Origin of the sequence: Limosilactobacillus reuteri (assembly GCF_034259105.1) — a bacterium.
GTDB classification, from domain to species: Bacteria; Bacillota; Bacilli; order Lactobacillales; family Lactobacillaceae; genus Limosilactobacillus; species Limosilactobacillus reuteri_G.
In genome coordinates, this window is the sequence record NZ_CP139478.1 from 2,050,707 (window position 1) to 2,074,924 (window position 24,218).

Consider the following 24,218-nt stretch of genomic DNA (forward strand, 5'->3'; position numbering starts at 1 on the left):
GGACTCAAATAAATAATACTGACCAATTGATTATTGGTTGATGGAGCTGTAATATCTCTTGGTAGAAGGCCTTACGATAGATATCCATTGACGAATGTCCATTAAACATAGCTCGTGGATAGTGATTCATCCAATCATTAGTCGCTATGATCTGAGCACTACTATAGTTATTTATAGCTTCACCTTTGGTAATCTCCTTGCGGAGAAACCGGTTATTGATCTCATTGGATCCACGTTCCCAAGGGGAATACGGATCAGCATAGAAAACATGATCGTGAACTTGTGTTAACTCACTAAATTCTGAACCGTTGTCAGAGGTTATTGTCTTAAAGATGCGATAGTAAGCATCTGTGCCCATTTTCTGGCGTAAATTTATAAAGAACTGATTTACTGCATGCGCAGTTTTACCAGCAATTTTACTCGTGATATTAACTCGTGAAGGGCGATCAGTCATTACTAGTACAACACTGTCATTACCGTTTTTCTGTCCCTGAACTGTATCTAGTTCCCAATGGCCAATTTCGGACCGTTGGTCCGCAGTTTGAGGTCGTTGAGCAATATTAGGCCCTAAGCACCTTTTAGCTTGCGGATGAGTTCGATGATGCTTACGTTTAGGTTTTTCAAAGAGGTCTAAATTGGACGTACGAAGCACACCCTCATTAATCCATTGATATAAAGTTACAACCGACTTTGGGATCAGGGTGCCATCATTCATTAAATCTCGAGCCTTATAAATAACCGCTTGTGGGGAGTAATGGTGGTCGTCAAACTCACCAAGCATTAGCTGATCAGCTAATCGTAAAAATTGCTTTGAAGAATAATATAAGCGACGACGACCAGAATGGCGGTGATGTTCAAGATATGTGGCCTGACCAGCTTCATAACTATAGATGTAGTAAGAATATTCGTAAATCTTACCATTAGATTTTTGACGACGAAGTTGGCGGACCGTACCACGGTTGAGCTCGTTATTAATTGTTTGATGATTAACTCCTAATTGGCGACCAATTGCGCGATTGGAAAGTCCTTGCGACTTTAAAGTCGCAATCATCACACGTTCTTCTTTAGTAAGATGAGCATTCTTTTTATGAGTAGTCAATAAACTAGTAGACATGGTATCATTTAAGTGCGTCATTTGACGGACATCCTTTCATATAGGTTTGGTTCACTTAATATGATACCTGATGTCACGCCGAATGGCGTTTTTTATTTACCACCAACTGGGTGGCTAACTTCATTCTATAATCCACCACATAGGAAGTGACAAGATGGCTTATAATTTCAGAAAAGAGCAGAAAGAATTGTATGTTTCCGGAAAGAGTCCTAGCTTAATCAATGTACCAGCGATGAAGATCTTACTGTGCGGGGACATGGTGATCCTAATCAAGAAAATAGTGAGTATAAAAAAGCAATTGAAAAGCTCTACGCTGTTGCTTATACCATTAAAATGAGCAAAAAAGGCACCTACCAAATTCCAGATTATTTTGATTTTGTTGTTCCCCCACTAGAAGGACTATGGTGGCAAGATGGTATCACTGGAATTGACTACGCTCACAAAGAAAAGTTCAATTTCATTGCAATGATTCGCCTTCCCGACTTTGTTACTCAAGATGTTTTTGACTGGGCAATTCAAAAGGCTAGCGAAAGGAAGCAGCTTGATTTACATAACGTAGAATTCCTGTCAATGCACGAAGGCCTCTGTGTGCAAGCACTTCATATCGGGTCATATGATGATGAACCGGCAACGATCGACAAAATACATAAATTTATTGAGGAACAGGGCTTACAAGTAGATATTAACGATGATCGGCATCACCATGAAATTTATTTGTCAGATCCCCGCCGGACCAAGATTAAAAATCTAAAAACAGTATTACGAATTCCGGTAAAAAACAATTAATAACACTATTAATAGGTAAACAAAAAAGGCATCAGAAGTTATAACTAGCTTCTGGTGCCTTTTTTGCTACAAATCAATTATTTCATTCAGCTTATACTTAATCTTCATGCTTTCCCCAACCATACTTACCAAAGCGTTCTTTCATCTCTTTAGGCGGAAACAACTTATTGCTATCAAATGATGATTCAATCATTTGACGATCATGTTTAATATCTTGTTGTAATTGTTGAGAATTATATTCCATTTAAAACACTCCAAACTCTTTTCTACTTAACATCCCCGTTACATCTTCACTTCAATTCTTCATATAGTGGGGTAAGTTGCCTAATAACTGAACTGATGTATTCCTCCATATTATTAACTTGGTCTTTTCCACGAAATGCAAATTTACCAAGCAAAAAACTGGTCTTTCGTGCATCAAAATTAAATTACTGCTGAGCATCCCGACTATTGATGTATTTAGTCAGTGACATATGATCAGAAAATTCCATCTCATCCTTATCCCAAAGATACCAGCGTGTGGCATCAATATCATTAGCCCATTCCGGTATTTTATCCAGTAATTGATTGTATTCATCCGGCGTCCCTTGTCGTTGCTCACTCTTATAATGTTGAAACATTAGGTAGACCTGTAACTGCTTTTTATCAAGCATCACCCCAATACAGGGATTATAGTCTGCCAAGGATGCTAAGCGATAAGAGGCCCAATAATGGTCACGTAAATTCCAACCATTCGTCCAACTCTCAACGTGAACCTTCGCAAATTCACCCGTTGGTAGTTGACTAGCGACAGTTTGATTTACTTTCTTCCACACTTGCCAAACTGCTTTAAACTTCTCTTTTAATTCTGCAACCTCGTCTGGTGAATGATTTTCCTTAATCTTCTTAAAGGAAAACTCCGGCTGGTCAAAGATTGCAAACATATTTTCAGTTAATGCTGTCATTTTAGCTCGCCCCTTTTTATCCAAGAATATCATAACTAAAAAAGCTAAACTATGACTCTTAATTTACACGAATCATAATTTAGCTTTATAGCTTCATTAAAACAAATTCAGCATCACCATATAAAAGCCAGTTCCGACCAAGATCGATAGTGGCATATTTCTTTTCCAAAGGTGAATAAATAATGTTACTAAGCCGGCAACGATTTCTAATAATGCCTTACTAGGCTCAGCAAAAGAAATATTCCGATAACAATAGATTACTAATACTCCCATGATTGCTGCCGGAAGGAATTTCCCCAGTTCTTCCAGGTAAGGTGATAATTCTTTTGACTGATCAAAAATCAGGAATGGGATAAAGCGGGTCGCCATAGTTACAACTGCTGCGATTAAAATTGAAATAATTTATTCAGTTAATGTCATTTTTTCTCCTCGTGATTAAGTAATTTAATGAGAACAGCGCGACAAGTGTTACTAATGTCACTAATAGAAAAGCATTCTTGTTGCAAAATAGTAAACAAATAATTGCAAATGTTAAACCAATCAGAGCATCACGCTGAGTTCGGGCATTTTTCAACTGTTCTGTAAACAACACAATAAAAAGCGCCGTCATTACAAAATCTAAACCTGCTAAGTTTAAGTTAATCATTCCCCAAGGAGACCACCTAAGCCTGCACCAGCTACCCAACTAAAATAGTTGAACGCGGTTATGTAAAAATAAACATATGAGCGATCAAGATTATCTGGAATTTTTAGCGTTGCATTTAAGGAAAAAGCCTCATCACACATTCCGAAAATAAGAATCGGCTTTAACTTTCCCGTATTGGCATATTTTTTAACATCGTAATGCCATAAAAAACATGTCGTGAATTAACAAGGGCAGTTAAAATGAGAACAGTCAATGGCTGAAAACTCTGGACTAAAAGATTACCAATTACAAATTCGACTGATCCAGCAAAAATGGTCGCAGCCATTAATAACGGATATAAAAAATTAAAGCCTAGTTTATGCATATAGATCCCATAGCTGGCGCCTAAAAATAGAAAGCCAAGCATTACCGGACTAGTTTTTTGAAAAGCGTAACGTACTTCCTTTCTCATGGTCGAATTCTCCTTTCCTGAAATTTGCTTGAATTTATTTTAAGTGAAATATGACTTATTTCATAATTTGGCCCATCCTTTCATCACTAGCTTGTGAATATATTTTTCATTATCTGGATTAATATCCTGTCCTAATTTTGTTAAAACTGTAGTTCCGCGTTTGGGGTGATCAATTAATTGGGCTTTTCTTAGTGAAGTTATGGCAAAACTAAGGCGATTCATAAATGAAACATATTCTCTATCGGTTTTCTTTGATGTTACATATTTTAGTGAATCATTAGGAATGCTATCTGTATTTTTTACCAAGTATTCTGCTATTTGGGTTCTAGTAGCTGGTTGTTGGATTTTTTGCAGATATTTTAGAATTTCTTTTTCTAAAAATTCTTCTTTCTTGTACGTGGTCATTTTCGCAAATTCAGACATAATAATGCTCCTAATTATAGGTTTGTTTTTTAATAGGCTAAAAGAACCTCTCTGTTTTAATAAAATGCAGGAACCTGCTGTATCAATATTCTTTAGAGACAATTTATCACAAACAGACCCTAATGATAAACTGTAAAAAATAGTCGTTTTAATTGTATAAATAGTAAAAACGTATCTTATTTAACGAAAAAAAGCAAAAAAACAACGTTAAATAATGAACAGTAAATTAAACGTGCAAGTTTGCTATGATGAAAAAGTAAAAAAGAGGAGGAGAAAAGTGAAATTTAAGAAGTATTATACGGCTCAAGTCGATGAATCAGATTGTGGTGTGGCTGCCTTGAGTATGGTACTTAAGTATTATAAATCAAAAATACCAATCGCTAGGTTAAGAACATTAGCTAAAACTTCAAAAGAAGGAACCAGTATATATGGAATAATCCAAGCTGCAAAAGCATACAAATTGATAGGAAAAGCTATTCGTTTGAAATATGATGAATTTGATAAAGTTCAATCATACTTACCATTAATAGTACATGTTATAAAAAATAATAGTCTTCAGCATTATTATGTGCTTAACCGAATAACTGAAAAACATGTCGTACTTTCAGATCCAGATAATGATATAGGAATAATTAAGAAATCAAGAGAAGCTTTTTTAAAGACGTCGTTTGTAAAATTAAGTTAGAAAAAATAAAAAGCCATTTGTGATAGACTTTTGAATATCCCTAATCAAAAGAAAGGCAATCACAAATGACCTATAAACATCTTACCACACGTGAATTAACTCTCATAGCTGATTTTTGGTATCAAGGTACTAAAGCTTATCGGACTGCTAAATTACTTCAGCGTAGTCAAGAAACCATCTATCGTGTTTATCGTTTCCTCAACGACGGTAAAACCATCGACCAATATCTTCAGACTTATCAGCGACATAAGCGTCGTTGTGGTCGGAAGCAGACCCAACTGCCAACTATCGAAGTTAACTATATCCATGCGCAAATCAAGGCAGGTTGGACTCCTGATACTATTATTGGTCGTCATGAACACCCAATTAGCTGCAGTATGCGCACCCTTTATCGCATGTTTGCCCGCAATCAGTATGGCTTTTCCGTTAAACAGCTACCGATGAAAGGAAAACGCCATCCCAATGGCTATGTGGAACATCGTGGTAAAGCTGGCCAATTAGGATGCAGTATCTATCAACGATATCGTGATTTTCCGCATTACCAACATGAATTTGGGCACTTTGAAGCTGATACAGTTCAAGGTAAAGCTCACCGCGGAGCGGTAATGACGCTAGTAGAGCGACAATCCAAAGTAATGATTGTCCTTAATATTCATCATAAAACAGACGAAGCAGTGAATTGTCAGCTTGATCAATGGCTCGCTAAACTGCCACGTCACTTTGTTAAATCAATTACTTTTGATAACGGGAAAGAATTTGCTGGATGGCGAGAAATAGCCAATAAGTATGATCTTCACACCTATTTTGCGGAAGTCGGTGCTCCCAATCAACGAGGGTTAAACGAAAATAATAACGGCCTCTTGCGTCGTGATGGTCTTAGTAAAAAGCTAGATTTTCGCGATTTACCAGACGAACTAGTCACTCAGCTAATGCATCGTCGCAACAATATCCCACGAAAATCTCTTAATTATCGTACACCATTAGAAGTATTCTTGAGTCATGTCACAGAAGAACAACTTTCACCTTTTTTCTAATTTAAATTGACATTTCAGGAGAATGGACTGGAATAGCAATTTTATTTGAAAAAAGTCAAAAATATATACCAGTTACTATTAAGCAACCTAATTTATTCTCTTATAGAACTTTATTAACAAAATTTCACAAATCAATATTTTTAATAGTTATGTGTGCCATTCTATCCATGAGCGCTGAGATAATAGGAGCATTTCTCTTTCAAGGTATTATTGATAATTTTTTACCCCAACGAGAATTAGGAATACTTAGTATAGTTTCATTAGGACTTATTATTGGGTATTTTGTTGGGAATTTGGCGAAATTTATTAATGAATTTCTAACAGATGTATTAGGTCAAAAATTAACTCAAAAAATAATAATGGATTATTTGAAGCATGTATTTAAATTGCCTATAAGCTTTTTTGAAACTAGAAAACGTGGTGAAATAATTTCTCGCTTTAATGATTCTAATAAGATAGTTGAGGCTATAGCGAATATTTATATTACTTGTAGCATCAATATACTAATGGTTATTGGAACACTAGGAGTTTTATTTTTACAAAGCTCTTACTTAGCATTTATAGCTATTATGTTTTTACCAATTTATTTAATTGTGATTTTCTTCTTTGTAAAGGTATTGGCAGATTGCATGAAATAGAAAAAGTATGCAGAAAAATTCTGAAATTAGCTCGCTTATTGTTGATAGTTTATCTGGTATCGAGACGGTTAAGAGTATGGGCTGGGAAAATAATTATATAGCCAAAATAACGCAAAAGTATTTTGAACTTATGAAAGTCAATATTTCTTTTGCAAAGGTTTACCTTTTACAACAAAATTTAGTTTTATATGTTGATGCAATATATAGTGTCATTATTTTATGGCTAGGATCTCGCTTGGTAATTAATAATAATTTATTATTGGGGCAGCTGATTACTTTTAATGCATTACTAGTATTTTTAACGACCCCGTTAAAAGAGTTAGCACAACTTCAACCAAAAATTCAAGCTGCAAGTGTTGCAAATGACAGGTTAAATGAGATATTAACCATTTCATCAGAAAAAAAAGAACGAGGTAAATTATTAGAATTTCAGAATTCAGAGGAACTATTTGTCTTAAAAAACGTGTCTTATGCATACAATTTTGGTAGACAAGATCTTAATAATATTAATTTAAGAGTAAAGAAATCTGAAAAAATTGTACTAGCCTGTATATTGCAAAATACAGGCAACAGTCGATCAGAATAGTACCATGTACCAGTCAATGAATTCCGGGCAAGTATCACTATGGAACAGCTATGTACGAGACATTCAAGAAGTTTCGCAAATAATAGCAGATGAAAAGCTCGATTCTATGGCTACGTTTAAAGTCCTGACACCTACTGATCAAAATAGATGTTTCTTAATTGTAAGTGATGGAAAAATAAAATATAATATTGGCGAAGATTTAGCTAACTAAAATTTTTATCAAGAATATAAAACAACCTAAGTTCAAAAAATGGCACGCCTGTTTAAATGTAATTAGCACTCAAACAGACCTGCCATTTTTATTTATCTTTACATTTTTCCACCGTAAACAGGGTAAATATCAAAATCACCGTAGTCTAATGGCTTTACTCGCCGTAATAGGTCCATATCAGCTTCAGAAATTTCAAAATCGATTTCAGCATTTTCCTTCATGTGCTCTGGATTAGCAGTCTTTGGTAAGACAATCATTCCTAATTGCCAATCATACCGAATGCATAATTGTGGAACTGAAACGTTGTACTTTTTCGCCATCTTTTCAATTACGGGATTGTCCAAAGCAGCTCCGTGAGCAACTGGTGAATATGCTTCAACCGCAATGTCGTGTTCATGAGTAAATGATAAAAGATTGAATGGAGTATGACCAATATGAGCTAAAACTTGATCAACAGCGGGAACGGTATCGCTATTCTTGATAATATTTTTAAGATCGGCTTTTTTGAAATTCGAAACGCCAATTGTTCGAATCTTACCTTCGTTAACGGCATCTTCCATAGCCCGCCAAGCTGCGAGATTTCCTTCCAGGTAACGATTATCGGATTGATTTACTTCTTTCCATGGTTGAGGACTATGAATAAGCATCATGTCGATATAATCAAGCCCCATCTTTTCAAGAGTCTCGTCAATCGACTTTTTAGTTACATCATAATCTTTGTGTTCAGCAGCGATCTTTGAAGTAACAAAGATTTTATCCCGATCAATACCGGCCGTTCGTATACCTTCACCGACTCCCCGCTCATTGTCATAAGCCTGAGCTGTATCGATGTGCCGATATCCCATCTTAATTGCGTTGCGGACTACTTCAGCTACTTGATCATCATCAATCATCCAGGTTCCCAAGGCAAACTTAGGAATCTTTACACCACTGTTAAGCGTAATTGTCTCATCTAAAATCATTGTTCTCCGTCCTTTCGCATTTCAAGTTATTCCTACAAAACCATTGTCGTCATTTTTTCCATAAATGTAAAATGGTAAGCCTTGATTTGAACAAATCGAGTAGGAGATAATTGATTAGTTCAATTATCGACCTCTCACACCACCGTACGTACGGTTCCGTATACGGCGGTTCGACAACTTAATCACATTGAATTGACTGGAGCGTCTTGGACATATTCATAAGTCCGAGTTGTTCCAGTTTTCTATTAGTTAGAGAATAGCTCAAGGTCTTACTATGTGCAGTTCGCCAGTAGCCCTTTCGGGTACTAGCGAAGACATATGCATCATGCTGGGGCAGCCCCAACTTCTGTAAGTTAGTTACCTTAGTTTTAAACTTTTTCCATTGCTTCCAAATATACTGCCTTATTCGGACCCTCAACCACTTGTCAAGGCGTTGAATAAAGTTAGTTAGTTTCCCAATTGAGTAGTACTGAAGCCACCCACGCATTTTTCGATGAATTTCTTCAAACATTCTTGTCAGAGATATTCCACGATTACGTTTAGTTAATAACTTCAGTGCTTTCTTTACTCGTTGTTGCGATTGTTTAGCTGGACGGGCGTAGGCCCCATTGTGGTCTACACCCAACGAAAAGCCAAGAAACTTCAACCGTAGCGGGCTACCGACTTTGGTTTTATCTGGGTTCACTTTAACTTTCAAGCGCTTTTCTAGAAACTGGGTAATGCTTCGCATTACTCGTTCTCCGGCTCGTTGACTTTTAACATAGATGTTACAATCATCCGCATAGCGCACAAAGTGGTGACCACGTCTAGTCAACTCTTCGTCCAACTCATTTAGATAGATGTTCGCCAGTAGTGGTGACAATGGCCCTCCTTGTGGGGTTCCTTTTTCACTCTTAGCGAAAAGCCCATGGTCTAAGACTCCGCTAGTTAGAAACTTACGAATGAGTCTTAGTGTCCATGGGTCATCAATATATTGTTGGAGATACTTAATCATCAAGTCATGATTAACGTTATCAAAATAGGCTTTTAGGTCTAAGTCGACAACTCTTCGATAACCTTGATTATAAAGATCTACTACTTTTGAAATAGCGTCATGGGCCCCACGGTGGGGACGGAAGCCAAAGCTATTATCAGAGAAAATACGCTCAAAGATAGGCGTAAGAATTTGGGCTACAGCTTGTTGAACCATTCGGTCCACCACCGTTGGTATTCCAAGTCTTCTTACTCCACCATTAGGCTTCGGAATTTCTACCCGTTTGACTGGAGCTGGTTTATACTTGCCCTCACGCAAACTAGCGATCAGTTCCGTCTTATTTTCTCTGAGATATGGCAGAAGGTCATTGACTGTCATATCGTCAACGCCTGCTGCTCCTTTATTTCTCTTAACTCGCAAATAAGCCTGATTAAGGTTATTGCGATCCAAGACCAGGTCTTGGATAGTGACACTCATACCTTTACCTTCACCATAACCGGTACTACGCGCCCTTGTGTACTTTCGGTTTTCCAAACCTATCCTCGACAAGCGGTCAGCTTGTTGTTCTGTTTTCTGCGATTGTCGCACCTGATTACACCTCCGATATAAGTTACAAGTTATTGTCGTTCAGTCCTTCATCTGATTATTCAAACTACTATGACCTCGGCTGACTTCTGGCTTACTCAACACTGCATCACTGCACCGCTTGTTTCTGTGGAAATTAAACTTATTCCTCTTGTCGGAAACGTGTAGGCCAGATCTCCCCGGGTAAGAATATTAGCTTTCGTACCATGTCATCGTTAGCTTTACTGAGACCAACTTCGAGTAGTATTGGACTTCAACTTGTCTAGCAGCCTTATCCAGTTAATTTCAGCCTTATAGCTACTTCTTGTTCATCGATGCAGTACTTTGCCTTAGACTTCCTTCAGATTCCACCTCACGGTGGACACCCTTGTCCTCAGCTCATGGTTCCGACTACTACGGCCCATAGCGGACTTTCACCACCTAGCTAATACCCATGCCGGGCGCACTAAAAAAGAGGTTAGAGCTTAAAATTGCTCAACCTCATAAAGTTTACTACTCATTAAAATGCCTACCCATCATATAAAGAGAGCGCATTTGACCATTTATTTCAGAAATTTGTGGTAACTTACCCCATTCTTCGTACCCACAGGAGGTAAAAGATGGTAGCTTGCTTGATTTTCAATATAAATATACGCAATTACAGTTCTTATATCTAAATGATCTTCAATTTGTTTTGCGCATATCTTAATAAAGCATAGCCAAGATTTTGTCGCCGATAATCTTTATGAATATAAATAGCTATCTGCGCCGAATGATCATGGGCAGGATGCGGATAAAAATACTCAAGAACACATCAGGCGATTACTTGATCATCTATTGTCGCTAGCCAAATTTGATAATCCATATCAAAGCTTCCTTACAGAATTTTTTTACCCACTAAGTTATTACTTGTCATAGAAATGCTGCCATTCTTTATTAACATTTTCGCGAGTTGTCTTTGTCCCAGTCCATGATGGAACTTTTACAACCCCATCAATCTTACTCTTAGGTACAAATCCCCAGTAACGACCATCGTTTGAAACGCTCCGGTGATCCCCAAGAACAAAGTATTCACCTTTCGGAACTTTTGTGGCACCATTATTCTTTAACCAACTGTTCTGAACTGAGATACTACGCAGTGTCCAGTTTCCAGTTCCGGTTGTTCGTTGACTCTTGCTAATGTAGTCTTGATTAATCTTTTTGCCGTTAACATAAATGTTTCCATTCTTAGAGCTAACAGTATCACCAGGAAGTCCAATTACTCGCTTAACATAATCAGTCTTGACCGATACTTGCGGATCAACACCATTAGCATCAAATACAACGACACTTCCATGATGGATCTTGGCAGTTTTCAAACAAAATACTCGTTCATTATTTTGTAAGTTTGGTTGCATGGATGGGCCATCAACCCGAACAATTTGGAAGAAAAACTGCTTAATTACTAATGCGATTATTAACCCGATTAAAATGGGAATAATCCAACTCATTGCTTCACGAAATGCTTTCATTATAATTCCTCAATTTCTTTATCTAACTGTTATTAATCATACAACTAGTAATAAAACCTGAAAAGTTATTTATAATAAATAATATATTATTTTCACATTTAATAACCGCCGTTTGTAAAATTAAGTTAGAAAAATAGAAAAGCCATTTGTGGTAGACTTTTGAATACCCCTAAACAAAAGAAAGGAAACCACAAATGACTTACACCCATCTTACCACAAACGAGCTGACAATCATCGCCCATTCTTTCGTGCAAAAGCTTAAAGCGTACCGAGTGGCCCAAATGATCAAACGTTGCGCCGAAACCGTTTATCGCGTTTATCGTTACCTGGAAACCGGTGCCTCAATTGCTGATTATCAAGATCACTATATGCGCAATAAGCAACGTTGTAGCCGAAAACGTACTCAGTTGTCACTGGCTGAACTCACTTATATCAACGACAAAATTGCCCAGGGGTGGACGCCTGATACCATTATTGGGCGCGCTGAGCGCCCAATTAGTTGTAACCGGCGAACTCTTTACCGGATGTTTGAACGTGGCCAGTTCGGCTTCGATGTCCGTTCCTTGCCGATGCGAGGTAAGCGGCACCCGAATGGCTATGTCGAGCGCCGTGGGAAGGCTGGCCAATTGGGGCGAAGTATTCACGAGCGTGCCAAGGACTTTCCGCACTATGCCACTGAATTTGGGCACCTTGAAGCTGATACCGTCCAAGGCAAAAAGCACCAAGGGGCGGTAATGACCCTGACCGAACGCCAATCGAAGGTCGAAATTGTACTCAATGTGCACGAAAAGACGGCTGATGCGATTAACCAACACTTAAGTCAGTGGCTTCGGAAATTCCCGCGGCACTTCTTCAAATCGATTACCTTTGACAACGGAAAAGAATTCGCCGGCTGGCGCGAGATTGCCAATCAATTTGACCTTCACACTTACTTTGCCGAGGTTGGTGCTCCCAATCAACGAGGGCTGAACGAAAACAACAACGGTCTTTTACGCCGGGATGGCTTAACGAAACAGCTAGATTTCCGCAATCTTCCTGATGAATTGGTAACCCAACTGATGAGTAAGCGAAATAACCTGCCCCGTAAATCACTAGGCTATCGAACTCCATATGAAGTATTCATGTCTTACGTCACTGATGAGCAACTATTTTCTTTCTAACTTAAATTGACATTTCGGGAACATTAAAAAGATGTGAGTGGAAAATTAACCTTCTCGACAAGGCGGTGGGCTAAGGATAGAACGGTGATTAGCACGGCACGGGCTGATTATCGTTCGGACTTAGCCTCGAGCCTTGTGGCGACGCGAAGCTAGTTCCACGATATCTTAGACAATATTCGTATAAAAGAAGAGGCTGTTGAAAAAACAAGTTTTTTCCAGCCTCTTCTTTTAATTTTTATTTCTTTTCGACAAAGTACTTTTCGAAGTTCTTTTGATAGTTATGATTAATCCGTTGTTCCATTAACCACCGCATGAAATTCATGTCCTTGTCATAATGGAAAGTTGTTCCATAGCGACCTTCTTTAATAAGCTCCTCAGCCTGTTTTTTAATTTCGTTATTTTTAGCATACTGAAGGAAGGTCTTTTTTGAGACCCCCAGCCATAACTTATAGTTGCTTTCGTCCTTGTTCCCATAAATCGTCTCTTGATCTTTTAAGCTATCAAAAACGTAATCTTCAACTGGGAAAGTAGCAAGTTGATAGCCATTTAATGAAACGAAGAAACTACTACGACCTTGGCGAGGATTGAGGTCAAATACCTTGAATTGGCCATCACGACGGTCATATTTCAAATCAAAGTTAACAAATCCAGTAAATTCAATACTTTCAAGGAAATTCTTGATGTTGTCATAGATTTGTTGATCATATGCTGGCATAATCGCAACGTAATTACCAACATTTGCTGGATTGCAATCTTCAAGTAGCGGGTGACCGAGACACATCATCTTTACCTTATGATCTTTATCAACGTAACAATTGATGGTCCGCATATTACTATCATCACCAGGGATAAATTCTTGTAAAACGAGGTCGCCATTGTATGGACTATGCTCATAGATAATCCCCAGAACTTCCGCTAATCTTTCTGGTGTCTTAATAATATAAGCCTTTTCATACCCTTCAAAGTTTCCCTTATGCCATTGCACCGCATCAGCAGCCTTCAAAGCAATTGGAAATTCAAATGGTGATTTATAGTTCTTGTAATCAAGGTCCGGTTTTAAAATATCGGTTTTAGGATAAGGCAAACCATACTTTTCACAGACATTGTAGAACTTCTCTTTATCCGTTAATGTTGCCACTTCATCATAATCAGCATATGGACAGAACATGTGCTGAGAAAGTTCTTTGCGATTTTTTGCAACTAATTCAGTGTAGTCATCCCCACAACTAATTAAAACGGTCTTCTTGCCCTGCTTAGCAAACTCATCTGCCGCTTCAATTAATACTTTCGTAAACACTTCTGGTGATTGTAATTGTTCATTATAATGCAATTCAACAATTTTTGAATAACGGGTTGGTGCCAATGGTTGGCGAGCATATAATTGCGACTTAATCCCATATTTTTCATACATCGACCGTGCCATTCCGTAAGCGTTGAAATCACTACCTAGAATCAATGGAACAAAAGGTTGTTCACTCATTAGATCCCCACTCCTCTTTATCTTTCTAGTTCATTAATATAATCACGTGCAATCTTCACATCCGTTGGGTAAGGGACGTCTTTACCATTAATCTTCTGGTAAGGATCTTCACCCTTCCCTGCAAGGACTACAATATCATCATTTTCACTACCGTCAATTGCCTTTTTGATCGCCGTTTCGCGGTCCATTTCAAATTGAATATGCTTTACTTTATCATGATCAATATAAGAATCTATTTCCCGGGCAATAGTCATCGGATCTTCAAACCCTGGATCATCAGTCGTCAAAATCACTTCATCTGGTTGTTCTTCAGTTAAAGCTTTTCCAAACCCTGGACGGCGAGAAATGCCTTTATCACCGGTTGCTCCTAAGACAACTGTTACTTTACCAGCATTAGTTTGTCGTTTTAAGAATGCCAAGAGTCGCTTCAAGCTAGCGTAATTATGGGCATAATCAACATAAATTGTTCCATGAGTATTACTGTTAATCATTTCCATTCGACCACGGATGTGAACATGATTTAATGTTTCTACGGCATCGTTAGCACTCGCCCCAGCTAATCCACTAGCAATGATTGCAGCGACCGCATTTCCTTCATTATAATCTCCAGGGACACTCGTTTTATAACGGCCATCTAAGTTCAATTGCTTTGCTTTCTCAGTTAAGGCGGTCAACTCAAATTCACTTTCATGAAGATCTTCTAAATCATTTCGATATTCAAAATCTATTTGGGCATTGTCAGGTAATTCGATGTTTGCTCCCCGCCGTGCAAACAAGAAAATGTCTTCTGGTTGTGTGGTTGCCTTAGCAGTGTAATAAACATCAGTAAACTTTTCAGTTTCCGCATTGATTAAGCATTTAGCAGAATTTACTAATAATTGTTCCTTACAGTGAAGATAATCAGCAAAAGTTGGGTGCTCATTTCGTCCGATATGGTCTGGCGAAATGTTTAAGAAAATTCCAACATCATACTTTAAACCATAAATCCGGTTTTTCTTGTATGCTTGCGATGATACTTCCATTACTAAGTGCGTCATCCCGTTATCAACGGCAGCGCGCATATCATGGAAAAGGTCTAAGGATTCAGGAGTAGTCAAATCAGATTTAAATTTATCTTCCGGCTTATTGCCTAAAATCCGATCAAGCGTTGAAAAAAGGGCAATATGATTATCTGTACTTTGGGCTAGAATATGGTCAGCAAAATAAGCCGTTGTTGTTTTGCCTTTTGTTCCTGTAATCGCAATAATGAACAAATCATTTTGCGGATAGCCATAAAATGCTGCCCCCAATAAAGACATCGCTTTTTGTTCATCGTTCACGATAATAGCTGGCAACCCTTCGCCCTCTGGATATTCCTTTTCAGCCACATACGCAATCGCACCTTTTTCTTTAGCGGATGCTAGGTATTTAGGCAAAAAATTTCCTTTACAAAAGAATAAAGTTCCTGATTTTACCTTCCGTGAATCATAGGACACGCTAGTTGCGGTAAAATCAGTCAAATTACTAACATGATCCAATAAATGGTGCTCGCGCAATAATGCTAAAGCAGGTGTAATATGCAATTCCATCTTGCAAATGACTCTCCTTCAATCTAATCTGCCCTATATTATTTCATTTTTTATCATAAAAATAAATAAGGGTTATCAACTAACAAAAAAGGAGACTTAGAAGAGTTCTACAGCCCTTCGCCAGCCTCCTTTAATATTTTTCTATGCTTCTGTTGTAGCCGTTTTTTGTGCGCGGTCAATTCCTGATTCATCAGGTTTGAAGTTATCAATGAAGTATAACTTATACCACGTTAAGAAAGTGTAGATTGTCCAAATCTTACGACGACCATCCACCTTGCCTTCGAAGTTATCATCGGCAAGTTTTAGAAGCTTTTCTTGATCAAAGAACTCTTTTACGAAGTCTTGTTCAAATAATTCACGTACTTCTTGGTAGTACTTTTTTTCCCGAAGCCATGCACGGACTGGTGTTGGGAAGCCCATCTTAGGCCGTGTAGCCCATTCTTCCGGTAAATGCCGATTAGCAGCCATCCGGAATGCCCACTTTGTATCCTTATAGTTAAAGAGGTACTTAGTTGGTGTCGTTTCAGCTACTTTCATTACCTCTTTGTCAAGAAGTGGTACCCGGATTTCAACAGAGTTAGCCATACTCATCTTATCTGCCTTTAAACAAATATCGCCAGGCATGAAACGGTGTAAGTCAACATATTGCTTCTTTGCGACTTCATCGATATCTTTATCTTCCATCTTATCAAAAAGTGGATTAAGAATGTCGGCAATACTTGGTCCGCAATCAAATTCTGGTTGCAAGTAGTCAGCAGCTTCTTCAGGACTAAAGATGTATGCTTGACCAATAAAAGTATCCCGTGCTGGCGCTAAGTTGCGGTACATATGCTCTTGGCCGTGGAAGTGTTTCCCATCTAACCACTTAGCAAACTTATACCGGCGTTCACGAGGCATCTTCTTTAGTTGGTCAGTTACCCACCGGATAAACTTAACTTTCGTATTGAAACCATAATCAATGTATCCCGCGAATAATTCATCGGCACCTTCACCAGAAAGAAGGGCCTTGTAACCGTTATCCTTTGCCAACTTGTTCAAGAAGTATAAAGGAACAACAGATGGGTTAGAATCGGGTTCATCTAAGTAGTATTGAATCATTGGGAATGCATGGAAAGCTTCTTCGTTAGTCAACTTTTCATCAGTATTCTTCAAGCCCATCTTAGCTGCTAATTCACGTGCTTGTTTAGTCTCATCGTAAGTACTATCAAATCCGATTGAGAACGTATTATCTGGACGCATCAAGGCCGTTACTAAACTTGAATCAACCCCTGCGGAAAGGAATGAACCAACCTTAATTCCTTTATCCGCAAACGTATGTGCCTTAACAGAATTCTTAACAACATCATCAATCTTGTTAACAGCTTCATCAAACGTCTCGTCTTCTGGTTCAAAGTTTTCGTCCCAGTATTGAGTCATTTCAAACTGACCGTCTTTATAAGTAAAGTAATGACCTTCTGGAAGCCGGTAAACACCTTTAAAGAAAGTTTCTTGAGTAACTGGGTATTGGAATGTCATGTATGGTTTAAGCGCTTCTTTATTAAGTTCCTTCTTAAAGTTAGGGTGATCAAGAAATGCCTTAATTTCAGACCCAACAAAGAAAGTACCGTTCATCTTAGCGTAATACAATGGTTTGATTCCAAAATGATCACGGGCACCGAACATTTCTTTCGTCTTAAAATCCCAGATAACAAAGCCGAACATTCCGCGCAGCTTGTTAACAACATCCTTCCCCCATTCTTCATATCCGTGCAAGATTACTTCAGTATCGGCATGTGTCTTAAATGTGTGACCCTTACTGATTAATTCTTCACGTAATTCTTCAAAATTGTAAATTTCACCGTTGAATTCAATGGCTTTTGAGCTATCTTCATTAAAGATTGGTTGATTACCAGACTTAACATCAATAAAACTCAAGCGCCGGAAGCCAAGTGCTACATCATCATCCACATATTGACCTTCCGCATCAGGTCCCCGGTGAATAATCCGGTCCTTCATTTTTTTGATTAATTGGTCTTTAATTTGTGGTTTTTCATTATCAACAAATGCAACAATCCCACACATTATAAATTTCCTCTTCTTTCTCTTAAATTCACGGATCACAAAATAGTTATTTAAAATTCGTTATTAAAACTCGAACCTAAATTATACCATATAATGCCAAACTTAAGTATATTATCCCTTTGCTTTAAGAAAACCATAATAAAATCTGGAAAGCGGAGGCATTACCCTATTTCTCCAGATTTTATTTCCCGGGAAATTTTATTTACGATCCTTCTTGGAAAATTTTCCCTGTCGGACGTAAACACTCAAGATTGCAATATCAGCGGGGTTAACTCCACTAATTCGCGAGGCTTGGGCTAAAGTTTCTGGACGAATCTTTTCAAGCTTTTGGCGTCCTTCAGTTGCTAGACCATCAATATCACCATAATCGATATCATCCGGAATCCGTTTAGCTTCCATCCGCTTCATCCGTTCAACCTTAACTTCCTCTTTCTTGATGTAACCAGCATATTTTAATTGAATTTCAACCTGCTCAATCACATGACGATCAAGTTCCTGCTCTGGTGCCGGAATGAATTCGGCCAACGTTTGGTAATCGAAGTATGGTCGCTTCAAGAGGTCAGCTGCCGCAATTCCATCTTTTAAGCGGTTATCCCCGTGAGCTTCAATAAATTCATTAACCTTATCGTCGCTTGGCTTGAGCTTAATTTCTTCTAATCGTTTAATTTCAGCTGCGACTTGACGCCTCTTCTCTTCCATTTTAGCAAGCCGCTCATCACTAACTAAACCAACATGATGGCCCATTTCCATTAACCGGAAATCAGCGTTATCATGCCGTAAAATTAACCGATATTCTGCCCGACTTGTAAGTAAACGGTAAGGTTCTTTCGTTCCCTTCGTTACTAAGTCGTCGATCATCACGCCGATATATGCGTCCGAGCGCTTGAGGACAAATGGTTCCTTGCCTTGTGCTCGTAATCCTGCATTAATTCCTGCAATTAATCCTTGACCCGCTGCTTCTTCATAACCTGAAGAACCGTTTGTTTGGCCTGCAGTATAGAGATTCTTAATGATCTTAGTTTCAAGGGTTGGGTGAAGTTGGTACGGCGCAACTACATCGTATTCAATTGCATATCCAGGACGCATCATTTCTGCATTTTTTAACCCCTTGATTGAGTGCACAATCTTTTGTTGGATTTCTTCTGGCATTGATGTCGAAATTCCGTCAAGGTAATATTCATCCGTATCCCGGCCTTCTGGTTCAAGGAAAACTTGGTGCCGTGGCTTATCAGCAAAACGAACAATCTTATCTTCAATTGAAGGACAGTAGCGTGGCCCAACACCCTTGATAACACCAGAGAACATTGGGGCCCGGCTAAGATTTTCCCGAATAATGGCATGCGTCCCTTCATTTGTATAAGTTAACCAACAAGATAATTGTTCGCTAATTGGAATATAGGCACTATCAGGAGTATCAAAACTAAAGTGATGTGGTTCCTCATCCCCTGGTTGTTCTTCCGTTACACTATAGTCGATAGTCTTTCCATTAACCCGTGGTGGCGTTCCCGTCTTAAAACGCTCAAGATCAAAGCCAAGTTCTTCAAGGTTTTCCGAAAGTTTTACCGCAGACTTAGAGTTATTTGGACCAGATTCATACTGTAATTCACCAATAATGATCTTTCCGCGCGCTGCAGTTCCAACAGTTAGTACAACTGTCTTAGCGTGGTAACGAGCTCCTGTATTAGTAATAACACCTTTGCAGACACCATCTTCAACAATTAACTGGTCAACAGTTGCTTGACGGAGAGTAAGGTTAGGTTCTTCCTCAATTGTCTGCTTCATTGCACGGTGATAAGCATGTTTATCTGCTTGAGCTCGTAATGCACGGACAGCGGGACCCTTACCGGTATTTAACATCCGCATTTGGACATAGGTCTTATCAATGTTATGACCCATTTCACCACCAAGAGCATCAATTTCGCGGACCACGATTCCTTTTGCCGGACCACCAACAGAGGGGTTACATGGCATAAAAGCAACCATTTCTAGATTAATTGTTACCAATAAGGTTTTATTCCCCATCCGGGCTGCGGCAAGGGCGGCCTCGCTTCCGGCATGACCCGCGCCGACAACAATTACATCGTATGATCCCGCTTCGTATTGAACGGCATCAGATGTTTGCAATGCTTCTGAACTCTTCATTCTTTTATTCCCTACTTTCCTAAACAGAATTGACTAAATAACTGGTCAAGCAACTCATCATGGTAACTATCCCCAGTAATTTCACCTAATAATTCCCAACACCGGGTCATATCAATTTGAACCAGGTCTACCGGCATTCCATCATTAATTCCTTTTAAGACATCGCTTAAAGCATCATTAGCTTGGTGGAGTAAGCCAATATGCCGAGCATTTGTAACCATTACATTATTCTGATTGCTTTCAATCCCCTCGTTGAAGAACATGTGACCAATCTGTTCACCAAGTTGATCCATCCCTTCATGATTAACGATTGAAGTTTCAATAACAGCACTCTTACCAGCCAGTGATTTCAATTCCTCTAAATCAATCTTGCGTGGAAGATCCGTCTTATTTAAGATGATGATCCGCTGCTTATCCTTGGTTGCTTCCAGTAATTGGCGATCCTCGTCAGTCAATTCATTTGAACTATCAATCAAGAGAAGTACTAAGTCAGCGGCGCCCAAGGCTTTACGACTCCGCTCTACCCCGATCTTTTCAACTTGGTCATTTGTATCGCGGATTCCTGCTGTGTCAATTAACTTCAATGGCACCCCGTTGACATTGACGTATTCTTCAATTACGTCCCGGGTTGTCCCGGCAACGTTTGTAACGATCGCCTTGTCTTCGTGAAGCAAGGAATTCAATAAGCTTGATTTACCAACATTTGGCTGCCCGATGATAGCCGTTGCTAAACCATCTCGCAAAACCTTTCCTTGCTTAGCTGTGTTAAGAAGCCCTTGGATTCGTTGTTGAATGTCCTCTGCTTTTTCTTTTAAGAGTTTCGTCGTCATTTCTTCAACAGCATCATATTCTGGATAGTCAATATTAACCTCTACTTGCGCTAATACATCCAAAATATCCTGGCGCAAATTACGAATTAACCGCGACAAATCACCATCAAGCTGGTTTAATGCAACCTTCATCGATTTATCTGTCTTTGCGCGAATTAGATCCATTACCGCTTCTGATTGGGATAAATCGAGACGGCCATTTAAGAAGGCCCGTTTAGTAAATTCACCTGGTTCTGCCATCCGGGCGCCAAAGCTCAGTACCAATTGCAGAATACGGTTAGTTGCTAACAATCCCCCGTGACAGTTGATTTCAATTACGTCTTCACGCGTATAAGTGTGAGGAGCGCGCATTACTGAAACCATCACTTCATCGACTTCTTGATCCGTATCAGGGTCGACAATATGACCATAGTTAATGGTATGAGTTGCTACTTTGGCGAGATCTTTTCCTTTGTAGATCCGTTGAGCAACTTTCACCGCATCATCCCCACTAATTCGGATAATGGAAATTCCACCTTCACCAACCGGCGTCGAAATTGCTGCAATCGTATCATTCTCGCTATTTGCCATCGCTACTTTACTCCTTTCTAACAAAAAAAGTGCCAGTCCATGCATAGTAATAAAAATATCACTAACATGGTCAAAGCACTTTCACTACTTTAACGAATATTAAATTTATAACCGCTCATATTCTAAGATCATTACCAGAAATTGTCAACAAATAAGTTAGTCCTTGGGCGCAATCACGATACTCCGGTAAGGTTCCCGACCGTGGGAGTATGTTTTTACATGGTGATTATTCTCAAGTTCATGGTGAATTTGTTTCCGTTCGCGGGCGGGCATCGGGTCCATAAAAACTGCTTTCCCACTTGCAACTACTTCCATCGCTGCCTTTTGCGCCAGGTTGTGAACTGCTTCTTGACGTCGTTCGCGATAATTGGAAGTATCAAGTTCAACATTTACTTTTGCTGCTCCATGGTAATCCATGAATATATTACTAAGCTGTTCCATCGCGTTGATCCGGCGACCATGCTTACCGATTACTCGTCCATTTTCCTCAGTTTTAAGATCAATTTTGAGGTCATGAGATTCTAAATTAATAATCCGTGGTTCAACAGCAATGCCCAATTCCTTAAATACTGTTGTTAGATACTCAACCAATTCTTTACTAGTTGCTTGAACCTTTTTAAGATTGGCCTGTTGCCGCCGCTTGATTTCAGCAGGGTCGAGCTCGTCTTCAGCGGAATTTAAGCTTGCAGGCTTTTGTTCTGACTCTTTTGCTGGCTGCTTATCTTTTTCTTCCAGTGAGGACATCGCAATTTCTTTATCTTTTATTACTGCATCCACTTGCGCTTGGCGTCGTCCAATTCCTAGAAAACCGTGCCGTGGCTGTTGAAGAACCACAAATTCAATTGTCTGATTAACGGTTGGTTTCAATTGTGTACGGGCCTTTTCTTTTGCTTCTTCAATTGTTGTTCCAGTAAAAACTGCCATTTCTATCCCCCGTGAATTTAATTAATTTCCACTCTTTAAATTTATTACTAATATAAAAAGGCTCGCAACAACTTTACTTGTCACAGCCTTAATAACTTATTTCCGCCGACTTTGGTAAGCGCGACGTTTTGCTTTTTCAATCTTGCGACGTTTTGCTTTTTCAGCCCGTTGCTTTTCTTCACGTTCACGACGAATCTTAAATGGATTCTGAATGATAAGCGTTTGGACAACCTGGAAGGCATTTGTTACTACCCAATATAAGGTAATAGCTGAAGAGAATCCCAATGCCATGAAGAATACCATAATCGGCATAAACCACGTCATTGTAGTTGTCATTGAATTTTTTTCGGGCATTGAAGCCATGGATAACCATGAACTAATAAATGTAAATAATGCCGCTAGAATAGGCATAATGTAGTATGGGTCCGGGTGACCTAACTGAAGCCACAAGAAAGTTCCATTCCGTAAGGCTGAGGTCCGCCAAATTGCTTGATAAAGAGCCCACATGACTGGTAACTGAACCAGTAACGGAAGCATCGAAGCCCATGGGTTAACGCCAGCTTCTTTATAGAGCTTCTGCGTTTCCATTTGCATCTTTTGCATTGACTCGCGATCACGTGATGAGTACTTTTTCTGAATTGCCTTTAATTGAGGAGCAAGTTCTTGCGTCTTCATCATGGTCTTTGTTTGGTAGAACATCAATGGCAGTAAGATGATCCGGATGATGATCGTAAAGATAATGATCCCCATTCCATATCCGCCAAAGTGCTTTGATAACCAAATGATAAATTGTGAACAGTTATAGATAATGTAGTGGTCCCAGATACCAGTACTATGACTAGTAATTGGCTTATTGGAGCAAGCAGCTAAAAATAGGGTTAAGCTCATGATTGCTCCCAAGCTTAGGAATTTTTTTGTTTTCTTATTCAAATCCTAATCCTCACTTTTTTCATCTAACAAATGTGCTCGCTTTAAAACGTGCACTAGGTTTTTCTTTGTTTCTGCCATTGATAAACCATCTGCCGCTGACCGAGCAATAACCAAGAAATCAACATCAGACCGTAATTGCGGTTTTACCTCTAATAATGTTTGACGAATACGCCGCTTAACCCAATTACGATGAACAGCATTTCCAATCTTCTTCCCGACAGAAATACCGACACGAAAATGTTTTTGTCCTGGCTTTTCCATTTGATATACGACAAATTTGTGGTTGGCCACGGAATTATGGGTTTCAAAAACCCGTTGAAACTCACTTTCCTTTTTTACGCGATATGATTTTCTCATTTGTATAATCCCCAGCCTTAATTTAAGTAGATATAAAAATAGGGCTGGGCATACGACAACTTTAACGATTCAAATTGCTCGTCAAGCTGACTGCCCTGCCCCACACAATAAAAAAAGCCACTATAAAAGTGGCCGTGTTTATGCAGATAATACTTTTCTGCCCTTTTGACGCCGACGTGCTAATACCTTACGGCCGTTACTGGTGCTCATGCGCTTACGGAAGCCATGGACACGTGCACGGTGACGCTTCTTTGGTTGAAACGTGCGCTTCATACAATTGCACCTCCTATTAAATTCGAGTGGTTTGGTTTCTAGAGTCTAAAAGACGATCTCTTCAAACATACTTTGGTAGTATAACACACTTACCGAAATTAATAAACGGCGAATTTTTATTTAAATTTTTTTGATTATTAACAAAATCGGCAAAATAATCCACAGCGTTGTGTAAATTCATAATTTATGGACAAGTTATCAACAATGTTTTTCCGAGATTATCCCCAGATTCACACCTGTTGATAAAGTTATCCACAGGTAGCCTTTTAGGTGTTGATAACTCTCTAGTTCACTGCTGTGTCAATATCATATATCAACACAATTCTGTGTATAACTGATAGCAAAATCTCCTTTTCTCCATTTTTCACAAGAATATTATTAATTTACACACAGTG

Annotated in this window: 22 protein-coding genes and 3 pseudogenes; 6 read left to right on the plus strand and 19 right to left on the minus strand. The window is 38.9% G+C overall.

Annotation, left to right across the window (positions count from 1 at the left end):
- Window positions 1-4 precede the first annotated feature (4 nt).
- Complete coding sequence (locus SH603_RS11195) at window positions 5-1,135, minus strand: IS30 family transposase (RefSeq protein WP_321533965.1); 1,131 nt, start codon at window positions 1,133-1,135, stop codon at window positions 5-7.
- Window positions 1,136-1,268: 133 nt separating this feature from the next.
- Between SH603_RS11195 and SH603_RS11200 the strand changes: the two are divergent.
- Window positions 1,269-1,900: pseudogene (locus tag SH603_RS11200) on the plus strand (GyrI-like domain-containing protein).
- A gap of 97 nt (window positions 1,901-1,997) precedes the next feature.
- On the opposite strand, the gene SH603_RS11205 reads toward SH603_RS11200, so the two are convergent.
- From SH603_RS11205 to SH603_RS11235, 5 genes and pseudogenes are all read right to left on the minus strand, one after another.
- Complete coding sequence (locus tag SH603_RS11205) at window positions 1,998-2,144, minus strand: hypothetical protein (protein ID WP_169473580.1); 147 nt, start codon at window positions 2,142-2,144, stop codon at window positions 1,998-2,000.
- A 46-nt stretch (window positions 2,145-2,190) separates the two neighbouring features.
- Window positions 2,191-2,844 (minus strand): annotated as a pseudogene (locus SH603_RS11210) (glucose-6-phosphate 1-dehydrogenase family protein).
- A 96-nt stretch (window positions 2,845-2,940) separates the two neighbouring features.
- Window positions 2,941-3,246: a branched-chain amino acid transporter permease gene (locus tag SH603_RS11215; protein ID WP_035156246.1), complete on the minus strand. Its 306-nt coding sequence runs from the start codon at window positions 3,244-3,246 to the stop codon at window positions 2,941-2,943.
- 4 nt (window positions 3,247-3,250) lie between these two features.
- Window positions 3,251-3,941 (minus strand): annotated as a pseudogene (locus SH603_RS11425) (AzlC family ABC transporter permease).
- A 60-nt stretch (window positions 3,942-4,001) separates the two neighbouring features.
- Entirely contained in the window at window positions 4,002-4,364 is a 363-nt protein-coding gene (locus tag SH603_RS11235) for a winged helix-turn-helix domain-containing protein (RefSeq protein ID WP_169473789.1), read from the minus strand.
- A 277-nt stretch (window positions 4,365-4,641) separates the two neighbouring features.
- Here SH603_RS11235 and SH603_RS11240 point away from each other — a divergent pair, with 277 nt between their 5' ends.
- From SH603_RS11240 to SH603_RS11255, 4 genes are all read left to right on the plus strand, one after another.
- Entirely contained in the window at window positions 4,642-5,049 is a 408-nt protein-coding gene (locus SH603_RS11240; protein ID WP_169477615.1) for a cysteine peptidase family C39 domain-containing protein, read from the plus strand.
- Window positions 5,050-5,114: 65 nt separating this feature from the next.
- Entirely contained in the window at window positions 5,115-6,083 is a 969-nt protein-coding gene (locus SH603_RS11245) for an IS30 family transposase (protein ID WP_321533967.1), read from the plus strand.
- Between the two features lie 143 nt (window positions 6,084-6,226).
- Window positions 6,227-6,721 carry an ABC transporter transmembrane domain-containing protein gene (locus SH603_RS11250; RefSeq protein ID WP_318636003.1) on the plus strand — a complete coding sequence of 165 codons (495 nt, stop codon included), beginning with the start codon at window positions 6,227-6,229 and terminating at the stop codon, window positions 6,719-6,721.
- A 7-nt stretch (window positions 6,722-6,728) separates the two neighbouring features.
- Window positions 6,729-7,307, plus strand: a complete 579-nt coding sequence (locus SH603_RS11255; protein ID WP_321533968.1) for an ABC transporter transmembrane domain-containing protein — start codon at window positions 6,729-6,731, stop codon at window positions 7,305-7,307.
- Window positions 7,308-7,616: 309 nt separating this feature from the next.
- Here SH603_RS11255 and SH603_RS11260 read toward each other — a convergent pair whose 3' ends face one another.
- The 4 genes from SH603_RS11260 to lepB form a co-directional block, all read right to left on the minus strand.
- A complete protein-coding gene (locus SH603_RS11260) occupies window positions 7,617-8,480 on the minus strand; it encodes an aldo/keto reductase (RefSeq protein WP_169473827.1) in 864 nt (287 codons plus the stop codon).
- Window positions 8,481-8,658: 178 nt separating this feature from the next.
- A complete protein-coding gene (gene ltrA / locus SH603_RS11265) occupies window positions 8,659-10,041 on the minus strand; it encodes a group II intron reverse transcriptase/maturase (RefSeq protein WP_321533904.1) in 1,383 nt (460 codons plus the stop codon).
- Between the two features lie 649 nt (window positions 10,042-10,690).
- Entirely contained in the window at window positions 10,691-10,780 is a 90-nt protein-coding gene (locus SH603_RS11270; RefSeq protein WP_321534237.1) for a hypothetical protein, read from the minus strand.
- Between the two features lie 142 nt (window positions 10,781-10,922).
- Entirely contained in the window at window positions 10,923-11,528 is a 606-nt protein-coding gene (gene lepB / locus SH603_RS11275; protein WP_003665211.1) for a signal peptidase I, read from the minus strand.
- Window positions 11,529-11,722: 194 nt separating this feature from the next.
- Between lepB and SH603_RS11280 the strand changes: the two genes are divergently transcribed.
- Window positions 11,723-12,688, plus strand: a complete 966-nt coding sequence (locus tag SH603_RS11280) for an IS30 family transposase (RefSeq protein WP_321533969.1) — start codon at window positions 11,723-11,725, stop codon at window positions 12,686-12,688.
- Between the two features lie 235 nt (window positions 12,689-12,923).
- Here SH603_RS11280 and SH603_RS11285 read toward each other — a convergent pair whose 3' ends face one another.
- The 9 genes from SH603_RS11285 to rpmH form a co-directional block, all read right to left on the minus strand.
- Window positions 12,924-14,168 (minus strand): carboxylate--amine ligase, encoded by a 1,245-nt coding sequence (locus SH603_RS11285; protein ID WP_113897072.1) that lies wholly within the window; start codon window positions 14,166-14,168, stop codon window positions 12,924-12,926.
- Between the two features lie 17 nt (window positions 14,169-14,185).
- Window positions 14,186-15,736 carry a UDP-N-acetylmuramoyl-L-alanyl-D-glutamate--2,6-diaminopimelate ligase gene (locus SH603_RS11290; protein ID WP_169477721.1) on the minus strand — a complete coding sequence of 517 codons (1,551 nt, stop codon included), beginning with the start codon at window positions 15,734-15,736 and terminating at the stop codon, window positions 14,186-14,188.
- 141 nt (window positions 15,737-15,877) lie between these two features.
- Window positions 15,878-17,797 carry an asparagine synthase (glutamine-hydrolyzing) gene (gene asnB / locus SH603_RS11295; RefSeq protein ID WP_169471680.1) on the minus strand — a complete coding sequence of 640 codons (1,920 nt, stop codon included), beginning with the start codon at window positions 17,795-17,797 and terminating at the stop codon, window positions 15,878-15,880.
- Between the two features lie 198 nt (window positions 17,798-17,995).
- Window positions 17,996-19,939: a tRNA uridine-5-carboxymethylaminomethyl(34) synthesis enzyme MnmG gene (gene mnmG / locus SH603_RS11300; protein WP_169477722.1), complete on the minus strand. Its 1,944-nt coding sequence runs from the start codon at window positions 19,937-19,939 to the stop codon at window positions 17,996-17,998.
- Window positions 19,940-19,950: 11 nt separating this feature from the next.
- Window positions 19,951-21,339, minus strand: coding sequence for a tRNA uridine-5-carboxymethylaminomethyl(34) synthesis GTPase MnmE (mnmE, locus tag SH603_RS11305; RefSeq protein WP_321533970.1), 1,389 nt, complete (start codon window positions 21,337-21,339; stop codon window positions 19,951-19,953).
- A gap of 156 nt (window positions 21,340-21,495) precedes the next feature.
- Complete coding sequence (gene jag / locus SH603_RS11310; RefSeq protein ID WP_321533971.1) at window positions 21,496-22,263, minus strand: RNA-binding cell elongation regulator Jag/EloR; 768 nt, start codon at window positions 22,261-22,263, stop codon at window positions 21,496-21,498.
- Between the two features lie 96 nt (window positions 22,264-22,359).
- Window positions 22,360-23,193, minus strand: a complete 834-nt coding sequence (yidC, locus tag SH603_RS11315) for a membrane protein insertase YidC (RefSeq protein ID WP_004562481.1) — start codon at window positions 23,191-23,193, stop codon at window positions 22,360-22,362.
- Between the two features lie 3 nt (window positions 23,194-23,196).
- The gene (gene rnpA / locus SH603_RS11320) at window positions 23,197-23,550 is read right to left on the minus strand and encodes a ribonuclease P protein component (RefSeq protein ID WP_003665224.1); all 354 of its coding nucleotides are present in this window, start codon (window positions 23,548-23,550) and stop codon (window positions 23,197-23,199) included.
- A gap of 138 nt (window positions 23,551-23,688) precedes the next feature.
- Entirely contained in the window at window positions 23,689-23,823 is a 135-nt protein-coding gene (gene rpmH, locus SH603_RS11325) for a 50S ribosomal protein L34 (RefSeq protein WP_003665227.1), read from the minus strand.
- Window positions 23,824-24,218: the final 395 nt, after the last annotated feature.